Genomic DNA, 25,103 nt, shown 5'->3' with positions numbered 1-25,103 from the left:
CGATGCGCCTGTTCCGCTCTCTGACTTTGTTGCTTGCCTCGCTCTTGATGACAGTGGCAGCACCAGCGGCGTTTGCCGATGACACGTATCAGGTCGAAATGATTCTGGTGCGCCAGAATGCCGTGCCCGCAATCGTCAGCCGCGCAGCGCCGGAAGACTGGGCCGCTGGCGCCCAGCGTTTGGGCAACGACAGCCAGCGCACGCCGGCGCTCAATGATGTGGTAACCAAACTCACGGCCAGTGGCGAGTACACGGTGCTGATGCACAAAGCCTGGCAGCAGAGCCTCGGCGAAGCGCCAGCGAAAGTCGCAGTCAGTGAAGGTCAGGAGCAGTTCGGCCAGTTCCCCATCGAGGGCACGCTGGAAATGAAACTCGGCCGCTTCACCGACGTGACCGCCGACTTCTGGGTCAATCAGATCGACGCCAATGGCCTGGTCACCGCCAGTGAGCACCTGCGCCAGGACAGCCACACCAAGAACGGCCAGCTCAACTACCTCGACAACGGTCATCTGGCCTTGCTGATCAAGATCACTTCCCTCACCGCGCCAGCGCCGCGGGAAGCGCCTGAAGTCGTGCCGGACTGATCGAAGTCCTTATGCCACCGCCCCTGAGCAAACCGCTGGCCCCGTCGTGGGTCAGCCGATTCAAAGAACAGAGTCTGGAGCGCGGCCGTCGCTACGCTTTGGAGAATCGGGTGTGCATCGCCCAGGTCGGCGATGCGACCATCACCGCCAGTTGCGAAGGTTCTGGCGGCAGTGTCTACCGGCAGACTATCCATCTGCGCGAGTCAGCCAAAGCCACCCTGCTGCTGGTCGACGCCACCTGCACCTGTCCGGTGCGCAGCAACTGCAAACACTGCGCTGCGGTGCTGCTGAAAATCCAGGAAACCCTCGACTACCCCGCCGCCGCGAAAGATGCCGAACTGCTGGAGAAACTCCAGGCGGTGCTGGAAAACCGCAGCCCGAAAGCGCCGCCGCAAGTGCTGGTGGACAACGTGCAGCCGGTGCCGCGCCTGTGGCTGGCCAGTGTCGAGTTCAGCGCTTTCGAGCCGCGTAATGGCAAGATGCAGCGCTACATTCAACACCGCGCGGCGCTGTCGTTCAGCTATCTGGACGAATACGTCAGCGGGCAAAAGCACAGCGATATCCTGATCCGTCAGGAAGCCCAGACCTTGCGGATAAAACGCCACCCGGATGTTGAACAGTCCTACCGCGAGCAGTTAAGAATCCTCGGTTTCCGCATCGCCACAAGGCAGAGCAAAGCCCTGCCGGAAAGCGCCGGCGAACTCTACGAAATGGTCAACGACAGCGCCTGGCTGACCTTCACTCTCAACGATCTGCCGAAGTTGCGCAGCCAGGGCTGGGAGTTGCAGATCGATGAAGAATTCGGCTTCGACCTGACCGCCGTCGACGACTGGTACGCCACCGTCGAACAGGCGCCGGAGCGCGACTGGTTCGATCTGGAACTGGGCATTATCGTCAACGGCGAACGCCTGAGCCTGCTGCCGATCCTGCTCAATCTGATGCGCTCGCACACCGAGATCCTCAACCCGGAACGCCTCGCCCGTCGTCGCGATGACGAATTGATTCTGGTAAACATTCCGCAACGCACCAGCGAGCACGGCCCGTTGCAGGTGGCGCTGCCGCTCGGCCGCTTGAAGCCGGTATTGATGACGCTGGGCGAGTTCTATTTGCAGGAGCCGGGCGAAACCACCCTGCGCCTGAGCAAGGCTGATGCCACCCGACTCAATTCGCTGGAAGGGCTACCGCTGCTGTGGGAAGGCGGCGAGCAGATCCGCACCTTCGCTCAGCGCCTGCGCGACATCCGCGATTTCAGCGCCGAAGCGCCGCAAGGCTTGAACGCAACGCTGCGCCCCTACCAGCTCGAAGGCTTGAGCTGGATGCAATCGCTGCGGCAACTGGAAGTCGGCGGGATTCTTGCGGATGACATGGGCCTGGGCAAAACCCTACAGACCCTAGCGCATATTCTCACCGAGAAGAACGCCGGACGCCTCGATCGCCCGTGCATGGTGGTGATGCCGACCAGCCTGATCCCCAACTGGCTCGACGAGGCCGCGCACTTTACTCCGCAACTGAAAGTACTCGCGCTGTACGGCGCCAGCCGCAAAAAGCATTTCGACAATCTCGCCGACTTCGATCTGATCCTGACCACCTACGCCCTGCTGCCCAAGGACGTCGAGCGCCTGGCCAAACAGCCGCTGCACGTACTGGTGCTGGACGAAGCGCAGTACATCAAGAATCCCAACAGCAAAGCCGCCCAGGCCGCGCGCGAGCTGAATGCGCGCCAGCGCCTGTGCCTCAGCGGTACGCCGCTGGAAAACCACTTGGGTGAGCTGTGGTCGCTGTTTCACTTCCTGCTGCCGGGCTGGCTCGGCGACGTGAAGAGCTTCAATGCCGACTACCGCGTGCCGATCGAAAAGCGCGGCAGCGAAGTCAGACTGCAACACCTCAACGGTCGGATTAAACCGTTTCTGCTGCGCCGCACCAAAGAGCAGGTCGCCACTGAGCTGCCGCCGAAAACCGAAATCATCCATTGGGTCGAACTCAACGAAGCGCAGCGCGATGTGTACGAAACCATGCGCCTGGCGATGGACAAGAAAGTCCGCGACGAGATCACCCGCAAAGGTGTGGCGCGCAGCCAGATCATCATTCTCGAAGCACTGCTCAAGCTGCGTCAGGTCTGCTGCGACCTGCGTCTGGTCAACGACGCCACCCTGCCCGCACGCGGCAGCACCTCGGGCAAACTCGACAGCCTGATGGAAATGCTTGAGGAATTGTTCGAAGAAGGTCGGCGGATTCTGCTGTTCTCGCAATTCACTTCGATGCTGTCGTTGATCGAGGACGAACTGAAAAAACGCAAGGTCGCCTATGCCCTGCTCACCGGCCAGACCCGTGACCGGCGCACCCCGGTAAAGGAATTCCAGAGCGGCAAGCGTCAGATCTTTCTGATCAGCCTGAAGGCTGGCGGTGTCGGTCTGAACCTGACCGAAGCCGATACGGTGATTCACTACGACCCGTGGTGGAACCCGGCGACCGAGAACCAGGCCACCGATCGGGCCTATCGCATTGGCCAGGAAAAACCGGTGTTCGTGTACAAGATGATTGCCCGGGGAACGGTAGAAGAGAAGATTCAGCACCTGCAGAAGGAAAAGTCCGACCTCGCCGCGGGCGTGCTCGATGGGCGCAAGGCCGGAGACTGGAAGTTGCAGAGCGATGACATCGAAGCGCTGTTTGCGCCGTTGCCGGACAAGATCGACAAGCGTTGAAATCGTCGTCGCCGGTTGGATAGTTATTGCGAGCAGGCTCACTCCTACAGTTTGAAATGCGTTCCCCTGTAGGAGTGAGCCTGCTCGCGAAAGGCATCACCTCGGTCAAACGATTGAAACCGAAGCTCAATCCCTGGAAACCGGCAACGGCGCAAACAAAGCTTCGATATCACTCTGTTCGAGTTTGAATCCCCCCGTCGTGCCCCCCTCAAGCACCGCCCCGGCCAGCGCAGCCTTCTCCTGCTGCAACGCCTGGATCTTCTCCTCGACGGTGCCTTTGGCAATCAATTTGTAGACGAACACCGGATTGTTCTGGCCGATACGATAAGCCCGATCAGTCGCTTGATTCTCCACGGCCGGGTTCCACCACGGGTCGAAGTGAATCACCGTGTCCGCCGCCGTCAGGTTCAGACCGGTACCGCCGGCCTTGAGACTGATGAGGAACAACGGCACCTTGCCGCCCTGAAAATTCTTGACTGGCGTGCGCCGGTCGGTGGTGTCGCCGGTCAGCAACGAATAACCGAGCCCACGCTGCTGCAACTCCTCCTCGATCAGCGCCAGCATCGAGGTGAACTGGGAGAACAGCAGAATTCTGCGACCTTCACCGAGCAATTCTTCAAGCATCTCCATCAGGCTGGTCAGCTTACCGCTGCCCGAGCGCAACGCCTTCGCCGTGAGCGGCATGTTGATCAAGCGCAGATCGCAGCAGACCTGACGCAGCTTGAGCAGCGCATCGAGAATGATGATCTGACTGCGCGCCACGCCGCTGCGGGCGATTTCGTCGCGGACCTTTTTGTCCATCGCCACGCGCACCGTTTCATAGACGTCGCGCTGACCATCGCTGAGTTCGACCCAGTGAATGATCTCGGTTTTCGGCGGCAACTCGGTAGCGACCTGATCCTTCTTGCGCCGCAGCAAAAACGGCTTGATCCGCGCCGTCAGGTGCTGCATGCGCTGCACGTTGCCGTGCTTCTCGATCGGTGTGCGGTAATCGCGGTTGAACGACTTGCTGTCGCCGAGCCAGCCGGGCATGAGGAAATGGAACTGCGACCACAGCTCGCCGAGGTGGTTTTCCAGTGGCGTACCGCTCAGACACAAGCGCTGACGGGCCTGCAAGTCACGCGCGGCCTGTGCGGCTTTGCTCAGCGGGTTCTTGATGTTCTGCGCTTCGTCGAGAATCAGTACGCTCCACGCCTGCGGCTGCAACGTTTCCAGATCCCTGGGCAGCAATGCGTAAGTGGTCAGCACAAGGTCGTATTCGGCGAGATTGGCGAAGTCCTTTTGCCGCCCGGTGCCGTGCAGCGCCAGGACTTTCAACTGCGGCGTGAAGCGCTCGGCTTCATCGAGCCAGTTGGGAATCAGGCTGGTCGGCATTACCGCCAGTGCCGGGCAATCGAGACGCCCGGCGTGCTTTTCCGTGAGCAGGTGCGCCAGGGTCTGCAGGGTTTTGCCCAGGCCCATGTCATCGCCAAGAATGCCGCCGACCTCCAGCTCGCGCAGGGTTTGCATCCAGTTCAAGCCTTCGAGCTGATACGGGCGCAGTTGCGCATTGAGACCGGCCGGCGCAGCAACGTGGGCGTGACTGGAATTCTGCAGGCGCCTGGCAAAAGTCCGCAGGCGTTCGCCGCCCTGCCAATCCAGCGGCACGCCATCGAGCATGCTCAGACGCGCGGCGTCTGGAGCGGTCAAGCGCAGTGCATCGCCCTGATGTCCGCCCAGGTACAACTCGCCCAGCGTCGCCATCAGCGGTTTGACCCGACTCAGCGGCAACGCGACCTTGGCACCCGCCTGGTCGCCAAAACCGTTGGGCTTGAGTTCGATCAGGAGTTTTTCGTCATCGCTGCGTTGCGCCAGATTGACCGGGTCGAGCAAGCGCGGCTGGGTGCGCAGCAGATGCAGAAGGATCGGCAGCAAGCTGTAGCGCTCGCCATTGACGACGATGCCCAACTGCAAATCAAACCACTGATGCCCGGCCTCTTCTTCGACCTCGGCGTACCACTGTTCAACCGGTTGCACATTGAAATGGAAGCCGGGACTGATCTCGATTTTCCAGTCTGCGGCGCGCAGTGTGGCAAGCCCTTCGTGCATGAATCCGAGCCAGGCGGAATCATCCGGCAAGGTAAACATCTCGCCGGGACGATCCATGGCGCTCTTGCGCGTGGCTTTTTTGAAGCCGTGCTTTTGCAGGCTCTGGCGCAGCTTCTTTTCCAGCGCAGGCTGACGTTGAATGCGCTGGGTTTCGCTGCCGTTGAGGATCATCACTTCCGGATTACGATCCACCGCCGGCTGGCCGTTGTAGGTAAACACCAGAGCGGCGCGGTGCTCCAGAACGTATTCCCAGCGCGAACGCTCCCGGCCGCTGACCAGGGTCAGTTGCGGCTGCGGGAGCACGTCATCGATGATTCGTTCGGTGAGCTTGTGCGGCGGCGGGATTCTGCTCGTCGCGCTCATGCGATGGCTGAACTGCATGGCCTGACGCGCCGGAATGTCAGGAGCCAGGGTCAAGTGGCAGGCTAGTTTTTCTTCCAGCTCAGTGAACAGCGGGCCAACCTGGCGCTGCTCGCGATCAAGGTAGTAAAGCGGCTCCAGCGCCAGCACGGTTTCCTGTGCGGCTTCGGCACTGCTCCACTGCGCGCGGAAGCCGCCGTCGGCCTGCTCGGCCCAAGAGAACTGGCCCACGCGTTTCGCGCCCGGCGCCAGGGGCTGCAAGTCTTCGAAGTCGAGGAACAGGCGCGAGGTGCGCAGGAGCATTTCCAGCAGTTCGGCGCCACTGCTGCCTTCCAGCGGATAGCCGCTGTAATAGGCGTGATGGGAGTGCATGGCGACCAGCAGCCTGGCGACGCGCAGATCCAGCTCGGACAGGTAGCCGGGCTGGCGCATGAGCATGTCCGAGAGCGAATACATCGGTTTTACTTCGCGCAACTCGCCGCTCTTGAGCTGATAGACCTTGAAAATATCGAGCAGCCACTTGCCGTTCGCAGGCGTCGGTTTTAGCTTGTAAAACAGACGCGTGCCTGCGGTTTGCGCACTCTCTTCAGCAGGCTTGGCCGGCACGGGAATTGTCGACAGCCAATGCTCCAGGGCCCGGCCCAAGGGGACCGCTGCGTCACTTTCAGACGTATCGTCGTCAGTGCCCTGCAGGTGATAGAGCACCGCTGCACAATGCTTGCAATCGATCGCAACGGGACAGGTACACAAGCACCGCAAATTAACCGTTCCCAGGCGATCTTCGGACAGGTAGATGCTTTGCTCATACGCCTGAAGTTCCGAACCGACACAGAACGCCTCGATCTTTTTGTCATCGATTTCGATGATCTCGACCCGGTCATCGGCAGCATAAGCGCGGGCTTTGGCCAACGCCTTGCTAGTGAATGCGTGGGTCCATATCAGCCCTTTAAGCCGCTCGATGAAAATGCTCACGGACAGTCCTTAGCTGGCCAGCACCCGTGCCAACGTAGATTTCACCTTGCCCATGCCATCGTGCAGTGCCTGCTCGATTTCGGCCATGGTGATCACTTCTGTGGTCTTGCCCGCGGCTGGATTCACCACCAGTGCGAGACAGGCGTAATCCAGATCCAGCTCACGGGCCAGGGCGGCTTCCGGCATGCCGGTCATGCCAACGATGTCGCAGCCGTCACGTTCCAGTCGGACGATCTCCGCGACCGTTTCCAGACGTGGGCCCTGGGTGCAGGCGTACACGCCCTGATCGCTGTATTCGCAGCCTTCAGCGGCGACCGCGGCAATCAGTTGCTGACGCAACGGCTCGCTGTAGGGAAAGCTGAAATCGATATGAGTGACGTGTTCCAGATCATCGGCGAAATAGGTGTGCTCGCGCCCGCTGGTGTAGTCGACGATCTGATGCGGCACGCAGAAATGCCCGGTGCCCATGGCCGAATGAATCCCGCCGACCGCATTCACTGCGATGATCGCTTCGGCACCGGCCTGCTTCAATGCCCAGAGGTTGGCGCGGTAGTTGACCTTGTGTGGCGGAAAGCGGTGCGGGTGACCGTGACGGGCGAGGAACAGCACTTCCTTGCCAGCGTACTCACCAATCTGCACTTCGGCCGAAGGCGCACCGTAAGGAGTGTCGACTGCCAGCGACTGGCGGATGCTCAAACCTTCGAGCTGAGTCAGGCCGGTGCCACCGATGATTGCGTAAACGGTCATAACGAAAAATCCTTAATCGATCAGTTGGGCGTCTTTGAGCGCGCCGAGGGCGGTGAGCCAACGGGGGTCCTGACGATAATCGGTGCTGGCGAAAGCCTGACCGCGCATCTTCGCGATACGCGCGGACGGCTTGACCTTCATGCGCTGGGCGGCGCTGAGGGCCAGTTCGGCAGCGGCGCGGTCGTTGCACACCAGGCCCATGTCGCAGCCAGCAGTGAGCGCAGCTTCGATGCGACTGGCGGCGTCCCCGACCACATGGGCGCCGGCCATCGACAGATCATCACTGAAGATAACGCCATCGAACTGCAACTCGCCGCGCAGGATCTCCTGTAGCCAGCGCCGGGAGAAGCCGGCGGGCTGTGAGTCAACTTGCGGATAGATGACGTGGGCCGGCATGACGGCGGCCAGGTGTTTGCTGAGTTTGGCAAACGGCACGAGATCGTTGGCGCGGATCTCGTCGAGGCTGCGCTCGTCGTTCGGGATCGCCACGTGAGAATCGGCTTCGGCCCAACCGTGGCCGGGGAAATGTTTGCCGGTGGCGGCCATGCCAGCGCTGTTCATGCCGCGAATGAATGCCCCTGCGAGCAAGGCAGCACGCTCGGGATCGCCTTCGAAAGAACGGGTTCCGACCACGGCGCTGCGCTGATAGTCCAGATCCAGCACCGGGGCGAAACTCAGGTCGAGCCCGACCGCCAGCACTTCGGTGGCCATGATCCAGCCGCATTGCTCGGCGAGGTATTCGGCGTTCGGGTTGTCGGCGATGGCGCGCATGGCCGGCAGACGGACGAAACCCTGACGCAGGCGCTGCACGCGCCCGCCCTCCTGATCCACCGCCAGCAACAGATCCGGACGAATCGCACGGATAGCCGCGCTGAGTTCACGCACCTGGCGCGGGTGCTCGATGTTACGGGCGAAAATGATCAGGCCGCCCACTTCGGGCTGACGCAACAATTGGCGATCTTCGGCCGTCAGCCAGGTACCGGCGACGTCCACCATCAACGAGCCTTGCAGGCCAGCAGTCATAGAGATTCCTTGAAAACGAAAAACCCGACCTGCCTGTGTTCGCTACCGTGGGCAGCGCCCGGACGGTCAGCAGAACTCATGCAGATCGGGTTCAGTACGAGAGTCGGCATGGCCGGCTAGCTTAGCGGATCCCCGCTGCCGCGCCCACCCGTGCGCGGTCAAACCTTGGCGGCGACCGGCGTGGATTTGCTGCGCGGCCGCAATTGCGCACTGGCCATGGCTGTATCGGTAACGCCGGTTTCGGCGCGCATGCCGGCGGCGAGGAACGGCACCATCAGGCGCATCACTTGCTCAATGGACGTGTTGACGCCGAAATCGGTTTCGGCAATCGCGCGCAAGGCCTTGATCCCGGACATGCTGAACGCGGCGGCGCCAAGCATGAAGTGCACGCGCCAGAACAGCTCGATCGGCGGAATGCGGGGCGCCGCTTCGTTAACCAGGAGCATGTAGCGGCGGAACACCTTGCCGTACATGTCTTCCAGATAACGCCGCAAGTGGCCCTGGCTCTGGCTGAATGCGAGGCCGAGCAAGCGCATGAAAATAGACAGGTCGTTGCCGCTGCGAGGCTGCACGACGAGCGCTTGCTCGACGAGGATTTCCAGCAACTCTTCGAGCGTCGGCTTGTTTTCCGGCTTGGCCTGACGGCGCTCGAGCTCTTTGTCGAGACTGACGCAGAATGGTCCGAGAAAACGCGAAAACACCGCCTGGATCAGCGCCTTCTTAGAGCCGAAGTGATAATTCACCGCAGCCAGATTGACGCCAGCCTTGCTGGTGATCAAACGCAATGAGGTTTCAGCGAATCCTTTCTCCGCGAACAACTGCTCGGCAGCATCAAGAATGCGTTCAACGGTTTCCGACTGGGCCATGGCTACTCCGCCTGACAAACACTTGTTTGAAACATACGTTTCAGCCTGTGCCTTGTCAAGCCTGCCGGTTCGTTTTGGGAATGGTCGGTCAGCTATTTAACCACACAAGACCACAGCATTAATAAGTGCCCTTGGCGACCGCTCGGCGGGCGGCAAAAAAACGGCCATTGCCAAGAGCGCTTCACTGTATATAATCCCAGTCACTGTATAAAAAGACAGAGCGATCAATATGCTAAAGCTGACGCCACGCCAAGCCGAGATTCTGGCCTTTATCAAACGTTGCCTAGAAGACAACGGCTATCCGCCCACCCGTGCGGAAATCGCTCAGGAACTGGGTTTCAAATCGCCCAATGCGGCGGAAGAACATCTCAAGGCCCTGGCCCGCAAGGGCGCGATCGAGATGACGCCCGGTGCTTCCCGCGGCATCCGTATTCCCGGCTTCGAAGCCAAGGCCGACGACTCCACCCTGCCGATCATTGGCCGAGTGGCTGCCGGCGCGCCGATCCTCGCCCAGCAGCACATCGAAGAATCCTGCAACATCAACCCGACCTTTTTCCATCCTCGCGCCGACTACCTGTTGCGTGTGCACGGCATGAGCATGAAGGACATCGGCATCTTCGACGGTGATCTATTGGCCGTCCATACCACCCGTGAAGCACGTAACGGCCAGGTCGTGGTTGCCCGTATCGGCGACGAAGTCACGGTCAAGCGCTTCAAGCGCGAAGGCAGCAAAGTCTGGCTGATCGCCGAAAACCCCGAGTTTGCCCCTATCGAAGTCGACCTGAAAGATCAGGAACTGGTGATTGAAGGCTTGAGTGTCGGCGTCATTCGCCGCTAAAGGAGGCTCCATGCAGTTCCCACACACACCTCAGCAAACACAACTGCCTTTATTCGAAGCGTTTCTGGCCCAGCCTATGGCGCCGATTCTGAAAGACGTGGTCGAGCGTGATTGGAATGCCAAACCCGATGCCTTCAGTGAACTGTCACTGCGTGGTGCTGCCGGGAACTGCCTGAACCTGCTCGCGCCGATTCTGCGCGAGCTTAGCGAGGATCAGGATGCTCGCTGGCTGACGCTGATCGCTCCGCCCGCCAGCCTGACGCAAACCTGGCTGCGCGATGCCGGACTGAATCGCGAACGCATTCTGCTGCTGCAACCGCGGGGCACTCAAAGCGCTCAGCAACTGGCGTGCGAAGCGTTGCGCCTGGGTCGCAGCCATACCGTGGTGACCTGGCTCAACCCGTTGAACGCCAACTCGCGGCAACAACTGATCAGCGCCGCGCGTACGGGCGAAGCTCAGAGTCTGAACATTCGTTTGGGGTAATTGCCTGGTGATGCGCGCTGTGTGAAGCGCAGGGCTTCTCCATGGATAGAGAAGCCGATCTGAAGCGCAAGCGATCGAGAAAAGGTCAAGGCGTGGATCAATGAAGAACCCGAGGCCCCTCTTCCTTATCAAACTCGCCTTCAACCATACGCCCTGCCATCTGCACGCCGACGCTCAGCATCGCTTTGGCAATTTCGACGTGCTGGCCTTGCAGGAACGCCTTGGCATCCTCGGAGAAATCCAGCGTCACCAGGGAACCTTCGTCCTCAGCCCTGCGCAGTTCGATTCGGCCGTCTGGTAACTCGACAATTTCTAGAAAGGACGTTGGCATATAAGTCTGTTCTCCACGAAAGGCAGCGATTATATAGACATCATTCGAGCTTCGCTCGGGATCTTGACCAGCAGCATGTTTCTGATTGCCACTGCATCAAACCCCGTCAGCACTCGTTCAAGCCTTCACGGAATCTGATGGCCAAGCCTTTGAGGCTCTGCCGCCAGCTTTCCAGCTCCTCTCGAGTCAACTCTTCTGGCGCCTCTTCTTCATCCAGGTTGACGGCCTGAATCAGCGGCTGTGTCACGTCGCCTTTCGGTTTGCGTGGCACCCTGGGAGGTTGAAACAGTGCCGCGTGCGCCGCCAGCAGTTTGGCCAGCCAGGTTTCCGGATTCCCGGCCAGCTCGACCATTTCTGCCAGCTCCGGGATAGCGATCGATTCCAGGACTTCCTGCTTCAGCAACTCCTCCGCCCTCGGCGAATTGGCCTGCGGTAGCCGGTAAAAGCCGGCAATCTCATGGCACAGACCCAGCAGTGCGCCGTAGAGGTGGAACAGCGCCGACTCACGCCCGGCCTGAATCAGCGCCAGAGAATTCATCGCCCGCCCTTCTTCAGCACGAGCCAGAGCTTCCAGTGACAGGCCGGCGAAATAGATTTTCTGGTTGGTGCGGGTATAGAGTTCGTGGGCCATGACGGCAGCCTCCACAACGAAATAATTGCTTCACACAGGCCCGACAGTGTCGTGGATCAGCCAACGCCACCGCAAGCACAAAACAAAAAGGCCGCATGAAATCCTTAAGGTTTCATGCGGCCTTTTCGCTGTTCAGACTAACGCTTACTCAGCCTTGGCCTTCGCGCTGCGCTTGTCTTCAACTGTCCACTTGCCACCGTCGTAATACGCCTTCCATCCTGTAGGCTTGCCATCGACTTCGGTCTGCACGTATTGCTCCTTGGTCTTGCGGCTGTAGCGGATGACCGCCGGCAGACCGTCAGGATCCTTCTGCGGAGCTTCGCACAGGAAGTGGTACTTCGGATCGATCTCGTCCTTGTGCGGCAGAATCTCGATTACCAGCGGAGCACGGGTCTCGCGGTTTTTCGGGAACTGACTGGCGGCCAGGAACAGACCGGATGCGCCGTCGCGCAGGATGTAGGTGTCGTTGACCTTTTCGCATTTCAGCTCAGGCATCTTCACCGGATCCATCTTCGGTGGCGCTGCGTCACCGCTCTTCAGCAGTTTGCGGGTGTTTTTGCACTCCGGGTTGGTGCAACCGAAGAATTTGCCGAAACGACCGGTCTTGAGCTGCATCTCGCTGCCGCACTTGTCGCATTCCAGACTAGGACCTTCATAGCCCTTGATGCGATAACTGCCTTCTTCGATTTCATAACCGGCGCAATCCGGGTTGTTGCCGCAGATGTGCAACTTGCGCTTTTCGTCCAGCAGGTAGGCGTCCATCGCCGTGCTGCAGATCGGGCAACGATGCTTGCCACGCAGTACCAGCGATTCCGATTCACCCTCGTCGTCCGCTGCGATTTCATCGCCCGGCACCAGGTTGACCGTGGCCTTGCAGCGCTCTTTCGGCGGCAGGCTGTAGCCCGAGCAGCCGAGGAACACACCAGTCGAGGCAGTACGAATCTGCATCGGGCGACCGCAGGTGGTGCACGGAATGTCGGTCATGACCGGCTGGTTGGCGCGCATGCCGCTGTCCGGGTTTTCCGCTACTTCGAGTTTCTTCTTGAAGTCGCCGTAGAACTCGTCCAGTACGTTTTTCCAGTCGCGCTCGCCTTGCGCCACGTCATCGAGGTTCTCTTCCATGCCGGCAGTGAAGCCGTAGTCCATGAGATTGGAGAAACTTTCGGAAAGACGCTCGGTGACGATGTCGCCCATCTTCTCCGAATAGAAACGGCGGTTGTGCAGCGTCACGTAACCGCGATCCTGAATGGTCGAAATGATCGCAGCGTAGGTCGAAGGACGACCGATGCCGCGCTTTTCCATTTCCTTGACCAGACTGGCTTCGGAGTAACGCGCCGGTGGCTTGGTGAAATGCTGCGACGGATCGAGCTTGATCAGCTTCATCACATCGCCCTGCGCCATATCCGGCAGTACGTCGTCATCGCCAGGCTTGACAATTTGTGGCATCACGCGGGTGTAACCGTCGAACTTGAGGATACGGCCCTTGGCGCGCAGCTCGAAGTCGCCAGCGCCAACGCTGACGGTGGTCGACAGGTACTGCGCCGGCAGCATCTGGCAGGCGAGGAACTGACGCCAGATCAGCTCATACAGACGCTCGGCATCGCGCTCCATACCCGCCAGTTTGCTCGGTGTGGTGTTGGCGTCGGAGGGACGAATCGCTTCGTGAGCCTCTTGCGCACCTTCCTTGCTGCTGTAGACGTTTGGCGATTCCGGCAGGTATTTCTTGCCGAACTCGTCTTCGATGTAAGTGCGCGCCATCGCTACGGCGTCGGCCGAGAGATTGGTCGAGTCGGTACGCATGTAAGTGATGTAGCCGGCTTCGTACAGACGCTGGGCCATCATCATGGTTTTCTTCACGCCGAAACCGAGGCGGTTGCTCGCGGCCTGCTGCAAGGTCGAGGTGATGAAAGGCGCCGACGGCTTGCTGCTGGTCGGCTTGTCTTCGCGCTTGACGATGCTGTAGCTGGAGGATTTGAGCTTCTCCAGCGCAGCCATGGCTTGGGCTTCGTTGAGCGGCTTGAAGGCTTCGCCTTTTTCGCGAGCCACTTCAAAACGCACGGTCGAGCCTTTGGCAGTGCCGAGATCGGCATGCACTTCCCAGTATTCTTCCGGGATGAACGCACGAATTTCGCGCTCACGCTCGACCACCAGTTTCACCGCTACCGATTGCACACGACCGGCGGACAGACCACGGGCGATCTTGGCCCACAGCAGCGGCGACACCATGTAGCCGACAACGCGATCGAGGAAGCGACGCGCCTGCTGGGCGTTGACACGATCGATGTCCAGCTCGCCCGGCTCGGAGAAGGCTTCCTGAATCGCCTTCTTGGTGATTTCGTTGAACACCACGCGCTTGTAGCGACTGTCATCACCACCGATGGCTTCGCGCAGGTGCCAGGCAATGGCTTCCCCCTCGCGATCCAAGTCGGTTGCGAGATAGATGGTGTCAGCATCCTTGGCGAGCCGGCGCAGCTCTTCGATGACCTTCTCTTTACCCGGAAGGATCTCGTACTTGGCTTTCCAGCCGTGCTCGGGATCGACGCCCATACGCGAGACCAGCTGCTTGCGCGCTTTGTCTTTCGGCGAGAGCACCGGACCTTCGCCCGCAGCCGCCTTGCCACGCTTGGCGGCTGGCTCTTTGCTGGCGCTAGCCGAACCGCTGGTGGGCAGGTCTCGGATATGGCCGATACTCGACTTCACCACGTATTGGTTACCCAGATACTTGTTGATGGTCTTGGCCTTAGCCGGGGATTCCACAATGACCAGCGATTTGCCCATGGATCAGAAAATTCCTGAATTCTAGAAGTGAAAGGCGGTTGGCGCCTGACGCGGCACCGCTATATATAGTTGATACAAGGTGAGGTCAAGCGCAGGGTTCTCTGCGCAGTCGCCTCAAACCTTGGGAAAAAGGCTCGGTTCGGCTTGCACCAAAGCAAAGCGCGGCACCTGCTCGCCGTCAACCTCGACCGACTCGACAAACATGCTCAGCGGGCGCACCCAAAAGCCGTAATCGCCATACAGGGCTTGGTAAAAGACCACTTCTTCTTCGGTCTCGGAATGCCGCGCAATACTGAATACACGGTATTGCGGACCTTTGTAATGTTGATAGAGCCCAGGTTGTATCGGCATGCTTCGGCCCTCACTGAAATCTTTTCAAAAATAAATAAAAAACCCAAAAACAAAAACCGGGGCACTGGGCCCCGGCTTCCATCGACGAGACGCTTAAACGCGTTCGAAGACGGTGGAGATACCTTGGCCGAGACCAATGCACATAGTGGCCACCCCGAAGGTACCGCTATTCTGCTTCATCACGTTCAGCAGGGTGCCGGAAATACGCGCACCGGAGCAACCGAACGGGTGACCCAGGGCGATCGCGCCGCCGTGCAGGTTAACCTTCTCGTTCATCTTGTCGAGCACTTTCAGATCTTTCAGCACTGGCAGGGCCTGTGCAGCGAAAGCTTCGTTGAGCTCGAAGAAGTCGATATCGTTGATGCCAAGGCCCGCACGCTTCAGGGCTTTTTGGGTCGCTGGCACTGGACCATAGCCCATGATCGCCGGATCCACACCCGCCACTGCCATCGAACGGATCACCGCCATCGGCTGGATACCCAGGTCCTGCGCGCGCTGCGCCGACATCACGATCATGCACGAGGCGCCGTCCGTGATCTGCGACGAAGTGCCCGCCGTCACGGTACCGCCCTTCGGATTGAATGCCGGTTTGAGCGCCGCCAGACTTTCCAGGGTAGTTTCCGGACGAATGGTTTCGTCGTAGTCGTACAGTTTCAGGAAACCGTTCTCGTCGTAACCCTGCATCGGGATGATTTCATCTTTGAACTTGCCTTCCACAGTTGCCTTGTGGGCCAACTGGTGAGAACGCACGCCAAAAGCATCCTGCTGTTCGCGGGTGATGCCGTGCATCTTGCCGAGCATTTCAGCGGTCAGGCCCATCATGCCCGAGGCTTTCGCCGCGTACAGCGACATATGCGGGTTCGGATCGACACCGTGCATCATGCTCACGTGGCCCATGTGCTCGACGCCGCCGACCACGAACACGTCACCGTTGCCGGTCATGATCGCTTGCGCAGCAGTGTGCAGTGCACTCATCGACGAGCCACACAGACGGCTGACGGTCTGGCCGGCCGAGGTGTGCGGAATCTGGGTCATCAGCGACGCCATGCGCGCGATGTTCCAGCCCTGTTCCAGGGTCTGGTTGACGCAGCCCCAGATCACGTCCTCGACTTCCGCCGGGTCGACCTTGCTGTTACGTTCCAGCAGTTTGCTGATCAGGTGCGCCGACATGTCTTCAGCGCGGGTGTTGCGGTGCATGCCGCCCTTGGAGCGGCCCATCGGAGTACGACCGAAGTCGACAATCACGACGTCTCTAGGATTCAAGCTCATAAGTTCACTCTCACTCTAGTTGGGGGCGCTTAACCGAAGAAGCTCTGGCCGTTTTTGGCCATTTCGCGCAGCTTCGCGGTCGGGTGGTACAGCGCGCCCAAATCAGCGTACTGGTCAGCCAGGGCAACGAACTCGGCGACACCGATCGAATCGATGTAGCGCAGCGCGCCGCCACGGAATGGAGGGAAACCGATACCGTAAACCAGACCCATGTCGGCTTCGGCGGCGGTTTCGACGATGCCGTCTTCCAGGCAGCGCACGGTTTCCAGGCACAGCGGGATCATCATCCAGTTGATGATGTCTTCGTCAGTGACTTCGCGCTGCTCGTAAACGATCGGCTTGAGCACTTCCAGCACCGACGGATCGGCGACTTTCTTCTGCTTGCCTTTCTTGTCGGCCTCGTAGGCGTAGAAACCCTTGCCGTTCTTCTGGCCCAGGCGCTTGGCTTCGTACAGCACGTCGATGGCCGAACGACGGTCATCCTTCATGCGATCCGGGAAACCTTCAGCCATGACGTCACGACCGTGGTGACCGGTGTCGATGCCGACCACGTCCATCAGGTATGCCGGGCCCATCGGCCAGCCGAATTTTTCCATGACCTTGTCGATACGCACGAAGTCGACACCGGCGCTGACCAGCTTGGCGAAACCGCCGAAGTACGGAAACAGTACGCGGTTAACGAGGAAGCCCGGGCAGTCGTTGACGACGATCGGGTTCTTGCCCATTTTCTTGGCGTAGGCAACGGTGGTGGCAACAGCCAGTTCACTCGACTTTTCGCCACGGATCACTTCCACCAGCGGCATCATGTGCACCGGGTTGAAGAAGTGCATGCCGACGAAGTTTTCCGGACGCTTGAGGGCCTTGGCCAGCAGGCTGATGGAAATGGTCGAAGTGTTGGAGGCGAGGATGGTGTCCTCTTTGACCTGACCTTCGACTTCAGCCAGTACCGTTTGCTTGACCTTCGGGTTCTCGACCACAGCTTCGACGACCAGATCGACGTGACCAAAGTCGCCGTAGGACAGGGTCGGACGAATGCCGTTGAGCACTTCAGCCATCTTCGCGGCGGTCATGCGACCTTTGTCAACGCGACCAACCAGCAGCTTGGCGGCTTCGGCCAGACCCTGTTCGATACCGTGCTCGTTGATGTCCTTCATCAGGATCGGCGTGCCTTTGGAGGCCGACTGATAGGCGATACCGCCACCCATGATGCCAGCGCCGAGTACGGCGGCCTGCTTCACGTCTTTGGCGATTTCGTCGTAGGCCTTGGCCTTTTTCTTCAGTTCCTGATCGTTCAGGAACAGACCGATCAGGCTCTGCGCAGCAGAAGTCTTGGCCAGTTTGACGAAGCCTGCAGCCTCCACTTCCAGAGCTTTGTCGCGCCCGAAGTTCGCGGCTTTCTGGATGGTCTTGATCGCTTCGACCGGCGCCGGGTAGTTCGGACCCGCTTGACCGGCGACGAAACCTTTGGCGGTTTCGAAAGCCATCATCTGCTCAATGGCGTTCAACTTGAGTTTTTCAAGTTTCGGCTGACGCTTGGCCTTGTAGTCGAACTCACCGGAAATGGCGCGCTTGATCAGCTCGAGGGCAGCTTCCTGCAGCTTCTCGGGAGCAACCACGGCGTCGACGGCGCTGACTTTCAGCGCGTCTTCAGGGCGGTTTTCCTTGCCGGCGGCAATCCATTCGATGGCGTTATCGACGCCGATCAGGCGTGGCAGACGTACGGTACCGCCGAAGCCCGGGTAGATGCCCAGTTTGACTTCCGGCAGGCCGATCTTGGCCTTGGTGGACATGACGCGATAGTCGGCAGCCAGGCACATTTCCAGACCGCCACCGAGGGCGATGCCGTTGATGGCCGCGACGGTTGGCACGTTGAGGTCTTCGAAATCGCTGAAGATCTTGTTGGCTTCGAGATTGCCAGCAACCAGCTCGGCATCCGGCAGCTTGAAGTTGTCGACAAATTCGGTGATGTCGGCGCCGACGATGAACACGTCCTTGCCGCTGCTGACGATCACACCCTTGATCGAAGCATCTGCCTTGATGGTGTCTACGGCCTGACGCAGTTCGTTCAGGGTTAGACGGTTGAACTTGTTGACGGACTCACCCTTGAGGTCGAATTTCAATTCGACGATGCCACTTTCAAGAGCTTTAACCGTGATGGCTTTACCTTCGTAAATCATCAACTGATCTCCACGATATGGAAGCTGAACAGTACACGTCGGACGCAGGCATATGGCTCAGAAGGACGCTTTGTTCGTCGATGCTGACACCTGTCCGCCTGGCACACCCGCCAACGCGATAGTCGGGATTCTGTAGGAGCAGTCTGTAAGACAAACGCTCAATTCATACGCCCGTTTGATTCGGGTACGTCACATTCACGGAATTTCTGACAATTGTCAATCGCCCTAAATTCGGGCTGAAACGCGACTTTGCAGTCATTTCTGCACCATGATGAGCAGCAACACGCGCCCGCATGGTCAGCTATTCATAGAATCAATAGTTAGAAAAGTCGCCCTAATTCCCGACGTGCCCTGTTCAGAAGGCTACGCTAGGTGGACTTCAGAGAATTTGCCGAGGCGAACCAAGCGCCTGCCGCGAAAAAGTTTACCGGCCTGCCTGGCCAACCCGCCCGACGAATCATGTCGGGCTTTTTAATGCGCGTCTGCCGGACGCATCACACCGTTGCAGTGAGAAAAATCGCCACGTCACGCGAGCGCTTTCAGCGTCGCATCAATGTCCTGCAGAACTGTCGCCTCACCCTTCTCGCCCCAGTACAGGGCGATCATCTGCCTGTCCGCTTCGATCTTGAAAACATTGCCCGGCAATTTTTCGAAATAATCCAGCAGCGTCCGCTCATCACAGACTTCCTGCCACTGATTGACCCAGACTCCGGGAGTCTTCTGCCAGTAGGTCCAGCACGCCGGCTGACTGCCACGCCGCGGCCGGTGGTACTGGGCGCAGGGATTCGGCGGCTCAGGCAACAGCCAGTGCGGCCACTCCTGCGGCGCCAGCTGCATGGCCAGGCCGATGCGCCGCGCTTCCATGCGCAGGGCCATGCGCCCGCTCTGTGTACGCGATGGGCGCAACCATGCCAGCGGACTTAAAACTACCAGCAGGATTGACACCACCAGCCAGACCGTCATATCTGTACTCCCGATTTTTGATGAGCCCATTGTGTCACTAGCGAACCAATGCGCTTGAAACCAGCCATACTTACCAATATCGAACCCTCAGGAGGAGCACCTCATGCCCTACCACCACATACTGGTCGCTGTAGATCTGACCGAAGAGTGCGACCCTGTGATCCACCGCGCCCGCGAGCTGTCGGTGAGCAACGGTGCCAAGTTGTCGCTGGTGCACATCGTTGAACCGATGGCCATGGCCTTCGGTGGCGACGTGCCGATGGACCTGTCACAACTGCAACAACAGCAGTTCGATCAGGCCAAGGAGCGCCTGGAAAAACTGAAATCAAAATATCCCGAACTCGAAGGCGCCAATTGCCACCTGACCTACGGCCAGCCACGCCAGGAAATCCACCACTTCGCCAAAGACCAGGCGTGCGATCTGATTGTGGTTGGCAGCCACGGCCGTCATGGTTTGGCGCTATTGCTCGGCTCGACTGCGAATGACGTGCTGCACGGTGCGCCTTGCGATGTACTGGCGGTGCACCTGGTCAAACGCTGACTTGTCTTGCTCATTGTGGGAGCGAGCCTGCTCGCGAATACGTCGGCGCATTCAAAATGAGTGCTGCCTGACACACCGCTTTCGCGAGCAGGCTCGCTCCCACAGGTAATTTGATTCATCCTTTATCGCATTACATATGAAAAGCCCGGCGCTCATTACTAAGCGCCGGGCTTTTTCATATCAGGATCAATCAGGCATCCAGCTCGGCCCAACGCTCCACCAACGCATCCAGCTCGGCCTGCAGTTGCTCCAGCGAAGCTATCACCTTGGCCGTTTCCGCCGGCGGACGCTGATAGAAACCGGCTTCAGCCATTTCCGCCTCAACCGCCGCAATCTGCTGTTCCTTGGCGTCGATGTCGCCCGGCAAGGCTTCCAGCTCACGCTGGAGCTTGTAGCTCAGCTTCTTCTTGGCAGCCGGTGCAGCAGCGCCTGGCGCAGCAACCACAGCAGGTTCAGCGGTAACCACTGCCGAGTTCAGGTCCGCCTTGCCCGACTTGCTTTCAGTCACGCCCAGCAGGCGCGGCGAACCGCCTTGACGGATCCAGTCCTGGTAGCCGCCGACATATTCTCGAACCTTGCCTTCACCTTCGAAAACCAGAGTGCTGGTCACCACGTTGTCGAGGAATGCCCGGTCGTGGCTGACCATCAGCACGGTGCCGTTGAAGGTCAGCAGCACTTCTTCGAGCAGTTCAAGGGTTTCCACATCGAGGTCGTTGGTTGGTTCGTCGAGTACCAGCAGGTTGGCCGGTTTGCTGAACAGCTTCGCCAGCAACAGACGCGCTCGCTCACCACCCGACAACGCCTTGACCGGCGTGCGCGCACGCTGCGGGCTGAACAGGAAGTCGCCGAGGTAACTCAGCACGTGGCGGCTCTGCCCGTCGATGTCGATGAAGTCGCGACCTTCGGCGACGTTGTCGATCACGGTTTTTTCCAGATCCAGCTGATGGCGCAACTGGTCGAAGTAGGCCACGTCGATGCGCGTGCCCTCTTCGACCTTGCCGCTGGTGGGTTGCAGACCGCTGAGCATCAGCTTCAGCAGTGTGGTCTTGCCGGTACCGTTGGCGCCGAGCAGACCGATACGGTCGCCGCGCTGCAGGACCATGGAGAAATCCTTGATCAGGAACGGCCCGCCCGGATGCGCGAAGCTCACGTTCTCGAGCACCATCACCTGCTTGCCGGACTTGTCGGCGGTTTCCAGCTGGATGTTGGCTTTGCCGGTACGCTCGCGACGCTCACTGCGCTCGACGCGCAGGGCTTTAAGTGCACGCACGCGGCCTTCGTTACGGGTACGCCGGGCCTTGATGCCCTGACGGATCCACACTTCTTCCTGAGCCAGACGCTTGTCGAACAGCGCGTTGGCGGTTTCTTCAGCGGCCAGCGCCGCCTCTTTGTGCACGAGGAAACTGGCGTAGTCGCCGTTCCAGTCGATCAGGCCGCCGCGATCCAGTTCGAGAATGCGCGTGGCGAGGTTTTGCAGGAAGGAACGGTCGTGCGTGATGAACAGCACGGCGCCCTGGAAATCCTTCAGTGCCTCTTCGAGCCAGGCGATCGCGCCGATGTCCAGGTGGTTGGTCGGTTCGTCGAGCAGCAGCAGGTCCGGCTCGGACACCAGGGCCTGCGCAAGCAGCACCCGACGACGCCAGCCGCCGGACAACTCGGCGAGGGTCTTGTCGGCCGGCAGTTGCAGGCGACTCAGGGTGCTGTCGACCAGAGTCTGCAAGCGCCAGCCGTCACGGGCTTCGAGGTCGTGCTGGACGTGCATCAGCTTGTCCAGATCGGCGTCGGTGACGATGTTCTGACTCAGGTGATGATATTCGGCGAGCAACGCGCCGACGCCGTCGAGGCCTTCAGCCACCACATCGAATACCGTCCGGTCGTCGGCCACCGGCAATTCTTGCGGCAATTCGCCGATTTTCAGACCGGGGGCACGCCAAACCGAGCCGTCATCGGGCTTCTGATCGCCCTTGACCAGTTTCATCATGCTGGATTTGCCAGTGCCGTTGCGGCCGATGATGCACACCCGCTCTCCACGGGCGATCTGCCAGGATACCTTGTCCAACAACGGCATAGCGCCGAACGCAAGGGACACATCGCTGAATTTGAGCAGGGTCATGAGCTTCTCCAAAAACCGGGGGCGCATTCTACCCGACTTGGGGCTTCAGCAGGCCGGCAATTTGTCGGTCGAAGCACTCTGCACAACATTTGTTGCGAACTTGTGCAGCGAGGCTCGCAAAGCTTTCGCCGCTTGCTGGCAAAAGGCTAAGCTACAGGCAATTCAGTGCGGATTTCGGTCAGCACTTGTCATGATTTCTCTGCCCGGATGTCTCATGCGCAGTCGCCTTTTCAGTGTTTTGTCTTGCTTGTTACTCACCGCCGCTGCCGCTCAATCCGTCCAGGCGGTGGACCTTTCCACCCAGCGCCAGTATTACGATGAAGCCAAACGCGCCCTTGCCAAGGGTGATACCGGCCCGTATTTCCGCTACAGCCAGGCGCTAGCCGATTATCCGTTGGAACCGTACCTGGCCTACGACGAACTGACAGCGCGCCTGAAGACGGCGAGCAATGCGGAGATCGAGAAATTCCTTGCCGAACACGGCGACCTGCCGCAAGCCAACTGGATGAAACTGCGCTGGTTGCGCTGGCTCGCGGACCGCGGCGACTGGGCGACCTTCGTCAAGTACTACGATCCGAAGCTGAATTTCACCGAGCTCGACTGCCTCAACGCGCAGTACCAGATCAGCCACGACAAGAAAGCCGAAGGCTATGCCAGCGCGGAAAAGCTCTGGCTGACCGGCAAATCGCAACCGGCCGCCTGTGATGCCTTGTTCGGCATCTGGGCTGCCGACGGCCAGCTCACCGAGCAGAAACGCTGGGAGCGCACCAAGCTCGCCGCGCAAGCACGCAATTATCCGCTGGCCAACAGTCTGATCAACGGCCTGACCACCCTCGCCCCGCGCGGTCGTTTGCTGGTCGACGTGGCGCAGAAACCCGAACTGCTCAATCAGCCGTCGCGCTTTACACCGGCCGACGAGCCGATGTCCGACGTGGTCAGCCTCGGCCTGCGTCGCCTCGCCAGGCAGGACCCGGACAAGGCCATGGCCTTGCTCGACGGTTACGCCAGCAGCATGCATTTTTCTCGTGATGAAAAAGTCGCGATCGCCCGTGAGATCGGCCTGACCCTGGCCCGCCGTTTCGACAGCCGCGCATTGGACGTAATGACCAAATACGATCCCGAGCTGCGCGACAACACCGTCTCGGAATGGCGCCTGCGCCTGCTGCTGCGTCTGGCACGCTGGAACGATGCCTACGAACTGACCAAACGCCTGCCGCAAGATCTGGCTACCACCAACCGTTGGCGCTACTGGCAGGCGCGCAGCCTGGAACTGGCCCAGCCGCAGAACCCGCAAGCGCTGACCCTGTACAAGAATCTGGCGCGGGAACGGGACTTCTATGGCTTCCTCGCCGCAGACCGCTCGCAGTCGCCTTACTCGCTGAACAACAAGCCACTGGTGCTCAGCCAGGCGCTGATCAATAAAGTGCGTAACACCCCGGGCGTACGCCGCGCGCTGGAGTTTCATGCACGCGGCCAGATCGTCGACGGGCGTCGCGAGTGGTATCACGTCAGCCGTCATTTCAACCGCGATGAAATGGTCGCTCAGGCCAAACTGGCCTACGACCTGAAGTGGTACTTCCCGGCGATTCGCACCATTAGTCAGGCGCAGTACTGGGACGATCTGGACATCCGCTTCCCGATGGCTCACCGCGATACCCTCGTGCGCGAAGCCAAGGTGCGTGGGCTGCATTCGAGCTGGGTGTTCGCTATCACCCGGCAGGAAAGCGCATTCATGGACGACGCACGCTCCGGCGTCGGCGCCAGCGGTCTGATGCAATTGATGCCCGGCACCGCCAAGGAGACCGCACGCAAGTTCAGCATTCCACTGGCCTCGCCCCAGCAAGTCCTCGATCCAGACAAGAACATCCAGCTCGGCGCGGCCTACCTCAGCCAGGTACACAGCCAGTTCAACGGCAACCGCGTGCTCGCCTCCGCCGCTTACAACGCCGGCCCCGGCCGCGTGCGTCAGTGGCTGCGCGGCGCCGATCACCTGAGCTTCGACGTCTGGGTGGAAAGCATCCCGTTCGACGAAACCCGGCAATACGTGCAGAACGTGCTGTCGTACTCGGTGATCTACGGTCAAAAGCTCAACTCGCCGCAACCGCTGGTGGATTGGCATGAGCGGTACTTTGATGATCAATAACCGGTAATCCCGGTCAGGCGGGAGTTGCCGAAGGCTGCGATCTTTTGATCTGGCTTTTCAAAAAATGCCCGCACGCGATGCGGGCATTTTTTTTGCTGCAGATCTATCTTTTCGCCAGCCCAATCTTGAGCCTGCCCGTTTCGGTGAGCAAATACTTCTGAACTGGACTGTTCGGGCTTCGAGGATCCGACATCTTTACAAATCCCGCTACCAGCGCGGGTTTAAGGTAGTTGGATCGAAACGTTGCTTTATGTCTAAGGCCCAACTCGCCCATTAGCTCGCTGGTTTTCAGCGCTCGGTTTTCCAACGTTAGCAACAGCCTCTTTACTGGGTCGGTTACTAGGTCGTTTACTGGGTCGGTCACAGACTCGCTTTCGACGGCTTCGCGCAGTGCAAGGCTCAACGCCTGCAGCATGTATTCAACAAACGGCGTCGATTCTGCCGTCCGGTCCGCTGTCGAGAGCGCAGCGTAATAGGCGTCCTGTTGATCTCGGATAACCGCCTCAACTGGCAGGTAGGCAAGCACCGGTCGCCACTGACTGAGAATCAGCGTTTGCCAGAGACGCCCCATCCTCCCATTTCCATCCGCGAAAGGATGAATAAACTCGAATTCGTAATGGAAGACACAACTGATGATCAACGGATGCCAATCAGATGAGCCAAGCCATGCCAAGAGGTCATCGACCAGATCCGCAATCCGGCTCGGGGGCGGCGCCATGTGCACCAACTGATCGCCTCGATAGATGCCAACGCCTGTACGGCGAAGTTGCCCGCATTCTTCGATCAAACCTTTCATCAATAGCTCGTGGGCCCGCAAAAGATCAGCCTTGCTGGCCGGATTCCAAGCGGCCAACAACTCATAAGCCGCGAAAGCGTTGTGGACCTCCTGTATCTCTTTGGGCAGCCCCAGGACTCTGCGTCCGGCAATGACCGCGGTGACCTGCTCAACGCTCAGTGTATTGTTTTCGATAGCCAGCGACGCCTGAATCGTGCGGATTCGATTGCTTCGACGGAGCTGAGGCGTCTGCCTGCTGTCGTCTACAGCCAGGAGCTGACCTATCTGTTCGCTGATGTCAGCGATCAAGGTAATCATTCGTGCAGTCAGGGTCAGCGGCGGCTGATAACGACTCATATCCTCATCC

General features: G+C 59.6%; 19 protein-coding genes. 6 read left to right on the top strand and 13 right to left on the bottom strand.

What is annotated here, in order from left to right; all coding sequences use genetic code 11:
- Positions 1-2 precede the first annotated feature (2 nt).
- A complete protein-coding gene (locus BLU71_RS03630) occupies positions 3-584 on the top strand; it encodes a CsiV family protein (RefSeq protein WP_083352308.1) in 582 nt (193 codons plus the stop codon).
- Between the two features lie 11 nt (positions 585-595).
- Positions 596-3,286: a DEAD/DEAH box helicase gene (locus BLU71_RS03625; protein WP_083352307.1), complete on the top strand. Its 2,691-nt coding sequence runs from the start codon at positions 596-598 to the stop codon at positions 3,284-3,286.
- Between the two features lie 126 nt (positions 3,287-3,412).
- Here BLU71_RS03625 and BLU71_RS03620 read toward each other — a convergent pair whose 3' ends face one another.
- The 4 genes from BLU71_RS03620 to BLU71_RS03605 form a co-directional block, all read right to left on the bottom strand.
- Entirely contained in the window at positions 3,413-6,706 is a 3,294-nt protein-coding gene (locus tag BLU71_RS03620; protein WP_083352306.1) for a DEAD/DEAH box helicase, read from the bottom strand.
- Positions 6,707-6,715: 9 nt separating this feature from the next.
- Positions 6,716-7,453: an S-methyl-5'-thioinosine phosphorylase gene (locus BLU71_RS03615; protein WP_064365360.1), complete on the bottom strand. Its 738-nt coding sequence runs from the start codon at positions 7,451-7,453 to the stop codon at positions 6,716-6,718.
- 12 nt (positions 7,454-7,465) lie between these two features.
- The gene (gene nagZ / locus BLU71_RS03610; RefSeq protein ID WP_064365361.1) at positions 7,466-8,476 is read right to left on the bottom strand and encodes a beta-N-acetylhexosaminidase; all 1,011 of its coding nucleotides are present in this window, start codon (positions 8,474-8,476) and stop codon (positions 7,466-7,468) included.
- A 158-nt stretch (positions 8,477-8,634) separates the two neighbouring features.
- Complete coding sequence (locus BLU71_RS03605) at positions 8,635-9,342, bottom strand: TetR/AcrR family transcriptional regulator (RefSeq protein ID WP_042609037.1); 708 nt, start codon at positions 9,340-9,342, stop codon at positions 8,635-8,637.
- 229 nt (positions 9,343-9,571) lie between these two features.
- Here BLU71_RS03605 and lexA point away from each other — a divergent pair, with 229 nt between their 5' ends.
- Together lexA and sulA are read left to right on the top strand one after the other, a co-directional pair.
- Positions 9,572-10,180, top strand: a complete 609-nt coding sequence (lexA, locus tag BLU71_RS03600) for a transcriptional repressor LexA (RefSeq protein ID WP_016775490.1) — start codon at positions 9,572-9,574, stop codon at positions 10,178-10,180.
- Positions 10,181-10,190: 10 nt separating this feature from the next.
- Positions 10,191-10,664, top strand: a complete 474-nt coding sequence (sulA, locus tag BLU71_RS03595; protein WP_064365362.1) for an SOS-induced cell division inhibitor SulA — start codon at positions 10,191-10,193, stop codon at positions 10,662-10,664.
- 97 nt (positions 10,665-10,761) lie between these two features.
- On the opposite strand, the gene BLU71_RS03590 is transcribed toward sulA, so the two are convergent.
- From BLU71_RS03590 to BLU71_RS03555, 7 genes are all read right to left on the bottom strand, one after another.
- Positions 10,762-10,995 (bottom strand): hypothetical protein, encoded by a 234-nt coding sequence (locus BLU71_RS03590; protein WP_003226592.1) that lies wholly within the window; start codon positions 10,993-10,995, stop codon positions 10,762-10,764.
- 106 nt (positions 10,996-11,101) lie between these two features.
- Positions 11,102-11,626, bottom strand: coding sequence for a DUF6586 family protein (locus tag BLU71_RS03585; RefSeq protein WP_083352305.1), 525 nt, complete (start codon positions 11,624-11,626; stop codon positions 11,102-11,104).
- A 144-nt stretch (positions 11,627-11,770) separates the two neighbouring features.
- The gene (topA, locus tag BLU71_RS03580) at positions 11,771-14,404 is read right to left on the bottom strand and encodes a type I DNA topoisomerase (RefSeq protein ID WP_083352304.1); all 2,634 of its coding nucleotides are present in this window, start codon (positions 14,402-14,404) and stop codon (positions 11,771-11,773) included.
- Positions 14,405-14,518: 114 nt separating this feature from the next.
- The gene (locus BLU71_RS03575; RefSeq protein WP_042609033.1) at positions 14,519-14,755 is read right to left on the bottom strand and encodes a DUF1653 domain-containing protein; all 237 of its coding nucleotides are present in this window, start codon (positions 14,753-14,755) and stop codon (positions 14,519-14,521) included.
- Positions 14,756-14,848: 93 nt separating this feature from the next.
- Positions 14,849-16,024 carry an acetyl-CoA C-acyltransferase FadA gene (gene fadA, locus BLU71_RS03570; RefSeq protein WP_016775495.1) on the bottom strand — a complete coding sequence of 392 codons (1,176 nt, stop codon included), beginning with the start codon at positions 16,022-16,024 and terminating at the stop codon, positions 14,849-14,851.
- Positions 16,025-16,053: 29 nt separating this feature from the next.
- The gene (gene fadB / locus BLU71_RS03565) at positions 16,054-18,201 is read right to left on the bottom strand and encodes a fatty acid oxidation complex subunit alpha FadB (RefSeq protein ID WP_083352303.1); all 2,148 of its coding nucleotides are present in this window, start codon (positions 18,199-18,201) and stop codon (positions 16,054-16,056) included.
- Positions 18,202-18,726: 525 nt separating this feature from the next.
- Positions 18,727-19,164, bottom strand: a complete 438-nt coding sequence (locus BLU71_RS03555) for a hypothetical protein (RefSeq protein ID WP_042609031.1) — start codon at positions 19,162-19,164, stop codon at positions 18,727-18,729.
- Positions 19,165-19,267: 103 nt separating this feature from the next.
- Between BLU71_RS03555 and BLU71_RS03550 the strand changes: the two genes are divergently transcribed.
- The gene (locus tag BLU71_RS03550) at positions 19,268-19,705 is read left to right on the top strand and encodes a universal stress protein (protein WP_042609030.1); all 438 of its coding nucleotides are present in this window, start codon (positions 19,268-19,270) and stop codon (positions 19,703-19,705) included.
- Between the two features lie 190 nt (positions 19,706-19,895).
- Here the strand turns inward: BLU71_RS03550 and BLU71_RS03545 are convergent, their stop codons facing one another.
- Complete coding sequence (locus tag BLU71_RS03545) at positions 19,896-21,818, bottom strand: ATP-binding cassette domain-containing protein (RefSeq protein WP_083352302.1); 1,923 nt, start codon at positions 21,816-21,818, stop codon at positions 19,896-19,898.
- A 214-nt stretch (positions 21,819-22,032) separates the two neighbouring features.
- On the opposite strand from BLU71_RS03545, the gene BLU71_RS03540 reads away from it, so the two are divergent.
- Positions 22,033-23,961 (top strand): transglycosylase SLT domain-containing protein, encoded by a 1,929-nt coding sequence (locus BLU71_RS03540; RefSeq protein WP_064365368.1) that lies wholly within the window; start codon positions 22,033-22,035, stop codon positions 23,959-23,961.
- Between the two features lie 103 nt (positions 23,962-24,064).
- Here BLU71_RS03540 and BLU71_RS03535 read toward each other — a convergent pair whose 3' ends face one another.
- A complete protein-coding gene (locus BLU71_RS03535; protein ID WP_083352301.1) occupies positions 24,065-25,093 on the bottom strand; it encodes a Fic family protein in 1,029 nt (342 codons plus the stop codon).
- Positions 25,094-25,103: the final 10 nt, after the last annotated feature.

It is taken from the genome of Pseudomonas moraviensis, assembly GCF_900105805.1.
In the GTDB taxonomy this organism is placed as follows: domain Bacteria; phylum Pseudomonadota; class Gammaproteobacteria; order Pseudomonadales; family Pseudomonadaceae; genus Aquipseudomonas; species Aquipseudomonas moraviensis_A.
The sequence above is the reverse complement of the archived record's forward strand: the minus strand, read 5'-3'. Positions and strand labels throughout refer to the sequence as shown.